Genomic DNA, 6,390 nt, shown 5'->3' with positions numbered 1-6,390 from the left:
GACCGCCCTGGGCTGGCCGGGCGTAGTGGCGATTTCTGGCTCCCTGGCAGTTGTGGTCATCATCCTGGCGTTGATTTTGCGCCACATCAAACCTCTGTCCGCCTCCGGGTATTGAGCCGAGAGTTCCGCAATTCTGCAGCGCTTCTGGGGTTTCTCACCATCAAGTTACACGTGGGTGTGCCCGATAAAATGCAGCATCTGGTGCGCGGCAGTGTCTTTCAGGGTGTAGCGCATCAAGCGCCCGTCACGATCGGCGCTAACCCAGCCTTCATCACGCAAGACCCGCAGCGCTTGCGAGGCTGCCGTCTGGGTAATACCCGCCGCGTTAGCTAAATCCTGTACGCAAGAACCGGGATAAATATGCATATAAGACAGCAGCTTCAGCCGGGTTAAATCGGCTAGCAATTCGAAGCGAGGTGCCCAGATGGTAGCAATCTCATCGATGTCTACCGGCTGCATTGGGGGGTGTGCCTGCCGGCCGTGGCGGGTCTGGTCTTCGTCGTAAGCTCCATCGGGTTCATGAGGTGTTCCGGTTTCGCGGGGCATCAGCTCCGTATCCGCCGCGCACCGACATCCCGCACCGGTTCCATGTGGATGGGTCAAGGCTTCGCGCAGGGCACGAATCTCGGCGGCAGGCAGCTGGCTCATGAATCTTTCCTTCCTAACACCTTTTCAATTGTGACATTATTCGCCTGATTTTGGCTCGTTATCTCCGGATTTCTCACCGTCAGGAGAATTGCCCCGCTACTAACCGCATGATAATATCTTTGCGAACTGACATATGTCTATGTAGACATTATTAACCCTGCGCGAAAGCAATACGTTACACACAAGGAGCAGCTATGTCCCACCCCTGCCACCCTGGCAAATTCAGCATAAAAACCCTAGCGGTCAGCGCCGCCGCCGTGGCGTTAGCTTTGAGTCTTACCGCTTGTCAAGGGGGCTCCTCCGCGAAACACCCCGCCGCTGGCACCGACAAAGCCACGGCCGCCGATGAAATCACTCTGGCGGACGCTTATGAATTGGGAGGATACAACCCCACCAACGGCTACGCAGCACTCGGTGTATCCCCCATATATGAAGGCTTGTTGGGTTTGGAAAGCAAAGACCCTCATAAATTGCCGGAGCTGCGTCCGGTCTTGGCGACTACGTTGCCGACCTCTAACGCAGATAAAACCGAGTGGACCGTGGAAGTCCGTGACGGGGTAAAATTCTCAGACGGCAGTGACTTCGACGCCCAAGACGTGGTGGCTAACTACAAAGAAGCTATGAATCCCGCCACAGCCTCGGAAATCGGAGCTTCTTTCGATATGGTTGATCAGATTAACGCAGACGGGAATAAGGTCACTTTCAAACTAAAGTACCCTTACCCCGATTTCCCCTCTCGATTGTTGCTGGGACTGGCACCTGGTGAATATATGAAAGGTGGACTGGCGAGTGAATCTCCGCTGAACACCAAGCCCGTGGGCACCGGACCGTACGTCCTCGAAACGCTTGACAGCCAGAAAGCCGTGTGGATAGCGAACCCTAAATACTGGGGTAAGGCTCCGCAAGTCAAGAAGCTGACGACGGTGTATGTTCCCGATGACGCAGCTCGCGTGGCCCGGATTCGCACCAAGGAATTCGACGGGTCGATTATCCCCCCGGCTTTGGCAAACAGCCTGAAAGACCTCCCAGAATACCAGGTAGTATATGCGGATTCCGCAGACTGGCGCGGAATCAGCTTCCCCGGTAACAATGCGTTTTGTGCCGACCTGCAGGCTCGGATAGCCATGAATGAAGCCGTGAATCGTCCAGAAATCATCAAAAAAGTACTGTTTGGGGCGGGCAAACCAGCATACACTCCAGTTTCTGGGGTTTACGAGGCTTACGTCCCGGAAGCACAGTTTAAGTTTGACCTGGAGGGCGCCAAGAAGCGCCTGGATCAGGCCGGCTGGAAAGTCGGTGCGGACGGGATTCGCGAAAAAGACGGCCAGCGTGCCGCTTTCACCCTGGCTTACACCTCCAATGACACAGTGCGCCGTGACCTTTCGGTGGCTTTCGCCGCCGCCATGAAACCACTGGGCGTAGACGTGAAACTGGAAGGAACGACTTGGGATGCGTTGGATGGACGCCTGGACAAAGTCGGTATCTTGTTGGGCGGCGGCGACAAGCCGTACTCCATCGACACCCAGGTGTACTCAATTCTGCACACCCGCGAAGCAAACACCTCGCAGTACGATAACCCCGGCAACTACGGCTCTCCGGAAATGGATAAAATCTTGGAGCAGGCACGCAAATCCGGAGATGAATCCGAACGCGTGAAGCTATACCAGCAAGCCCAAAAGCAGTATTTGGAAGCCCCAAACCACGTGTTCCTGGCATTCTTGCAACACACCTATGTCACCCGTGATGCCGGTTGGAAGACCGGAAATCTGACGGTAGAGCCGCACTCCCATGGCGTGAATTGGGGTCCGTGGTGGAACTTAGGGCAATGGGAGAAATAAGCACCGGAATAACTCTGCGCCAGGCGCGTCGCCACGAGCGACGCCACCAGGTGCGGATTTTGGTGCGCAACCGCCTGTTGGTGTTGCCGGTGCTGCTGGTGGCGATTTCAGTAGGTGTTTTCCTGCTCGCCGCCGTATCACCCTTGAACCCGCTGGTGGCGTACTTGGGGGATCGCTATCAGTTCCTCAGCGCCACCCAGCGGGAATCCATCGCGAAGGCGCTTAATTTGGATCAATCCTGGCACGGAGCCTGGTTGGCTTGGGCCAGCGATCTGATTCATGGCAATTTGGGGTATTCGCGCACCTATAATCAGCCCGTCGTGCAAGTCTTGGCAGAACGCTGCGAAGCCACCCTGGCGCTATCGGGTGTGGGTCTGGTTCTGGCTTTCGTGCTGAGTATCGTATTGGGGATACTCGGGCTGCGGTGGAACTGGCTGGGACGCGTATTCCAAGCTCTCATGCTGTTTGTCCAAGCCATCCCCCCGTTCGTGTTGGCTTTGGGAGCTGTGTTATTCCTGGCTTTGGGAACCGGATGGTTCCCCGCTGGGGGGCGCACAGGTCCAGATGCCACCTCGGCATGGGAGTGGTCGTATCTGATTTTGCCTGCCAGCGTGTTGGCGTTAACCCAAATGCCGTGGATGCTGTTGACCTTGTGGGAACGCGCCCAAGAGAATCTCCATTCCGACTGGTGGAAAGCCGGGATTCAACGCGGGATTCCGCAAAGCACCTTAATCCGCCGTTCTGTCCTGCCGCTGTCACTAGCCCCCACCATCACCATGGTGGGCATGCGCCTGCCGGAGCTGATTGTCGGCGCGGTGCTGGTCGAGGAAGTCTTTTCTTGGGGTGGACTGGCGGCCGCGCTGGTAGCTTCCGCAAAGGGACTGGATTTACCGCTACTAACTTTCCTGACTTTGGCATCGGCGGCGCTGGTAATTATCGGCAATCTGGTCGCCGATGTTTTGTATCTCTATTTCGATCCACGAGTGCGATATGACTCTTAAATTGACCTCCCCTTCTGCGCTGCGAAAGGCATTTAGCCCCAGTCGGCTGGCTTTCTATGCCCTGGTGTTGTTGCTGCTCTACGCCGCAATCTTGCCGTTTTTTGCCGGCACGGATTTGCATGAGGCGGATCTGTCACAAGCACGGTTGGCGCCCAGTGCCACACATTGGTTCGGCACTGACTTGGCGGGGCATGATTTGTTGGTGCGCGTGGCTTTGGGGCTGCGGGTCAGCATTTTCGTGGCGGCAGTCTGTGCCGTGGTTTCCACAGTAATTGGGGTACTCATCGGAGCCGTGGCAGCCTCCTGGGGTGGAAAAGTCGACTCGTTACTGATGCGTTTTACCGACACGATTAACGCGTTGCCCCAACTGCTGCTGGGCATTGCGATTGTGGCGTTTTACCCCGGTTCTCTCGTGGCGATTATCGCTTCGATTGCCTTGGTGCACTGGTCGCCGGTAGCGCGTATTGTGCGTTCGATTGCACTATCCACACGTGAATTGGAATATGTAGAGGCCGCGTATCTGGCGGGCGCGAGCCACTGGCAAGTGGCGCGCAAACACCTGCTACCTTCGGTATTCGGTCAGATGAAAGTCAGTGTCGTGCTGCTGTTCCCCCACGCGATTTGGCACGAATCTACCCTGTCTTTCCTGGGTCTGGGAATTTCTCCCGACCAGCCTTCGCTGGGCACCCTGCTAGAGGTGGCGCGCACGGAAATCCTGATTGGCTGCTGGTGGGAACTGGTGTTTCCGGCAGGCGCCTTGGTTTCGTTGACCCTGCTCATTTTCGGATGGGCATCGGGTTTAGGCAAGGCTTCGCGCGGAGCAGCCGGAGAGGCAGATTCTGCACAGTCCGACACCTTGGTGGGGGATTTGAGTGTTGCCGCCAGTGGCGTTGCCCCGTGTGTGCATGAGGCTCCAGCCGGGGAACCAGACGAAAATACCGCCCCACCCGCCTTGGAATTCCGGGATTTGAGCGTGACGGTTCCCTGCTCTGGCTGGATTTCTGACCAGCGTCATGAAGCCCCGACTGACAGCACCGCCGCAACGCTAACATCGACAGCCAATTCCCCCACGGAACGCGACCTGGTTTTGGAAGACCACGTGAACCTGCAGGTCAGACCCGGCGAATTGCACGTGCTGCTGGGACAATCCGGAGCGGGGAAATCGATTCTGGCAAAAACCGCCACCGGGATGTTACCCGGAAAGATGCAGGTCAGCGGCCAAGTCAGCGTCAGCGGGATAACCCTGTATGGCAAAAACTGCCCCTGGCAGGCGGTTCGTGGGCGTCTCATCGCGGTCGCGTCCCAATCCAGCGCCACAGCTTTTGCACCGAACCGTACCATTGGCGACCAGCTGGAAGAATCCGTCAAGTTACTCGGGCGCCGGGACAGGGCAGAGATGCTTTCCGGGGAGACCTCCGCAGGCCCCACGACCGTGACCGAATTGTGCGAAATGACGGGCTTTCCCACGGACTCCCTCGCGGCTTATCCGCACGAGTTGTCCGGCGGTATGTTGACCAGGGCAAACTTGGCGCTGGCTTTGGCGGGGAACCCCGCAGTTTTGATTGCAGATGAAGTCACCGCGGGATTGGACGAAACACGCCGCGACCAGATTTGGCAGCTGTTGCGAAAGTTAGCAGACCGGGGGCTGGCAGTGTTAACCATCACCCACGATTTGGCGTTGTTGCTGGATTTTCCTCTGGCAGATCAGGTGACAGTTTTGGGTCACGGTCAGGTGTTGGAGCAAGGCACGGCAACGCAGGTGCTAGATACGCCACTGCATCCTTATACGCGGAAACTACTAGCAGCTTTGCCGCGCAACATGGCACGAAACGGGACCGATGCATCCGCGCCGCACCCCGCTTCTGACCACGAGAACCAACCTCGACTGACACCCGACGTAACCCACGAAACCGTATTGGAAGTGCGCGAACTTACCGTCGGATATCACGGAGTCCCGGTGGTGAAAGGCTTTAACCTCAGCCTGCACCGCGGCGAAACCGTGGGGTGGTTCGGAGACTCTGGTTGTGGCAAAACCACTACCGCCAGGGCGATTGCCGGACGGCTCACTCCCTTGACAGGCCAGATTCGCTGGTGTGAATCAGGGGAAACGGCCATACCTCCAGGCAACAGCCCCGCCACCAAACAGCGCCCACGTGCGGCAGTGCAACCTGGAGTGGCGATGCTGTTCCAGTCACCTCGGCGCTCCGTGAATCCGCGGTGGACGCTGGCACAAATCATTGAGGAACCGTTAATTTACGCGGATGTTCCGCCCGATGTGCGACGCAAGCAAAGCGCAAAAATCTGCGAGGAACTGGGGATTCCCTCTGAGTTCAGGCGGCGCTTCCCGACGGAAGTCTCAGAGGGTCAACTGCAGCGCGTTGCCTTGGCCAGATGTTTATTGACCAATCCCACGGTGTTGATTTGTGACGAGGCCACTGCCATGCTGGACACTTTCAGTACCGCTAGCCTGGTGCGGGCGATTCAGAGACGCTCGGCACAGGGGCTCGCGGTTATAGCGATTAGCCACGACCGGGAACTTCTAGATTACTGGGCTGATTGTAGCCTTGACCTGGACTAATCTGCGCCCCGTTGCGACATTAATTCCCTGTTTCGCCACCTCCCGCAGCCCTGCAGCATTGCGAAGCCGGTCATGGTTTTTCCGGAACCGGATTCCCCCGCCAGGCCGGTTATTTTCCCGCCGGAATATCCAGGTCGATGCCTTTCAGGATTTCTTTGCGGAACTCATCGTGGCCGAGTAAATCTGTCCGGCTGAGCTACCCAAAGCGGCCGGTTCCTACGTGGCCGGCACCGCTCTGGGCGCTTATCAAAGTATCCTCAACATGATGCCCTACCGTTTGACCGGCGCGCCCTACTTTATGGCGACCTGGATTGTTTCCCTGATT

General features: G+C 57.4%; 4 protein-coding genes. 3 read left to right on the top strand and 1 reads right to left on the bottom strand.

Features of this window, described 5'->3' with window-relative positions; all coding sequences use genetic code 11:
• Positions 1-165: 165 nt before the first annotated feature.
• Positions 166-648 carry an ArsR/SmtB family transcription factor gene (locus AC5LBQ_RS09190; protein WP_282922561.1) on the bottom strand — a complete coding sequence of 161 codons (483 nt, stop codon included), beginning with the start codon at positions 646-648 and terminating at the stop codon, positions 166-168.
• 194 nt (positions 649-842) lie between these two features.
• On the opposite strand from AC5LBQ_RS09190, the gene AC5LBQ_RS09185 reads away from it, so the two are divergent.
• The 3 genes from AC5LBQ_RS09185 to AC5LBQ_RS09175 are packed head-to-tail and all read left to right on the top strand — an operon-like array spanning position 843 to position 6,065.
• Positions 843-2,486 carry an ABC transporter substrate-binding protein gene (locus tag AC5LBQ_RS09185; RefSeq protein ID WP_493265296.1) on the top strand — a complete coding sequence of 548 codons (1,644 nt, stop codon included), beginning with the start codon at positions 843-845 and terminating at the stop codon, positions 2,484-2,486.
• Complete coding sequence (locus AC5LBQ_RS09180; RefSeq protein ID WP_493265295.1) at positions 2,474-3,487, top strand: ABC transporter permease; 1,014 nt, start codon at positions 2,474-2,476, stop codon at positions 3,485-3,487. Before AC5LBQ_RS09185 ends, AC5LBQ_RS09180 begins: the two co-directional genes overlap by 13 nt.
• Complete coding sequence (locus AC5LBQ_RS09175) at positions 3,477-6,065, top strand: ABC transporter ATP-binding protein/permease (RefSeq protein WP_493265294.1); 2,589 nt, start codon at positions 3,477-3,479, stop codon at positions 6,063-6,065. Before AC5LBQ_RS09180 ends, AC5LBQ_RS09175 begins: the two co-directional genes overlap by 11 nt.
• Positions 6,066-6,390: the final 325 nt, after the last annotated feature.

It is taken from the genome of Mobiluncus sp., from assembly GCF_985070215.1.
This window is presented reverse-complemented; position numbering and strand designations above follow the sequence as displayed.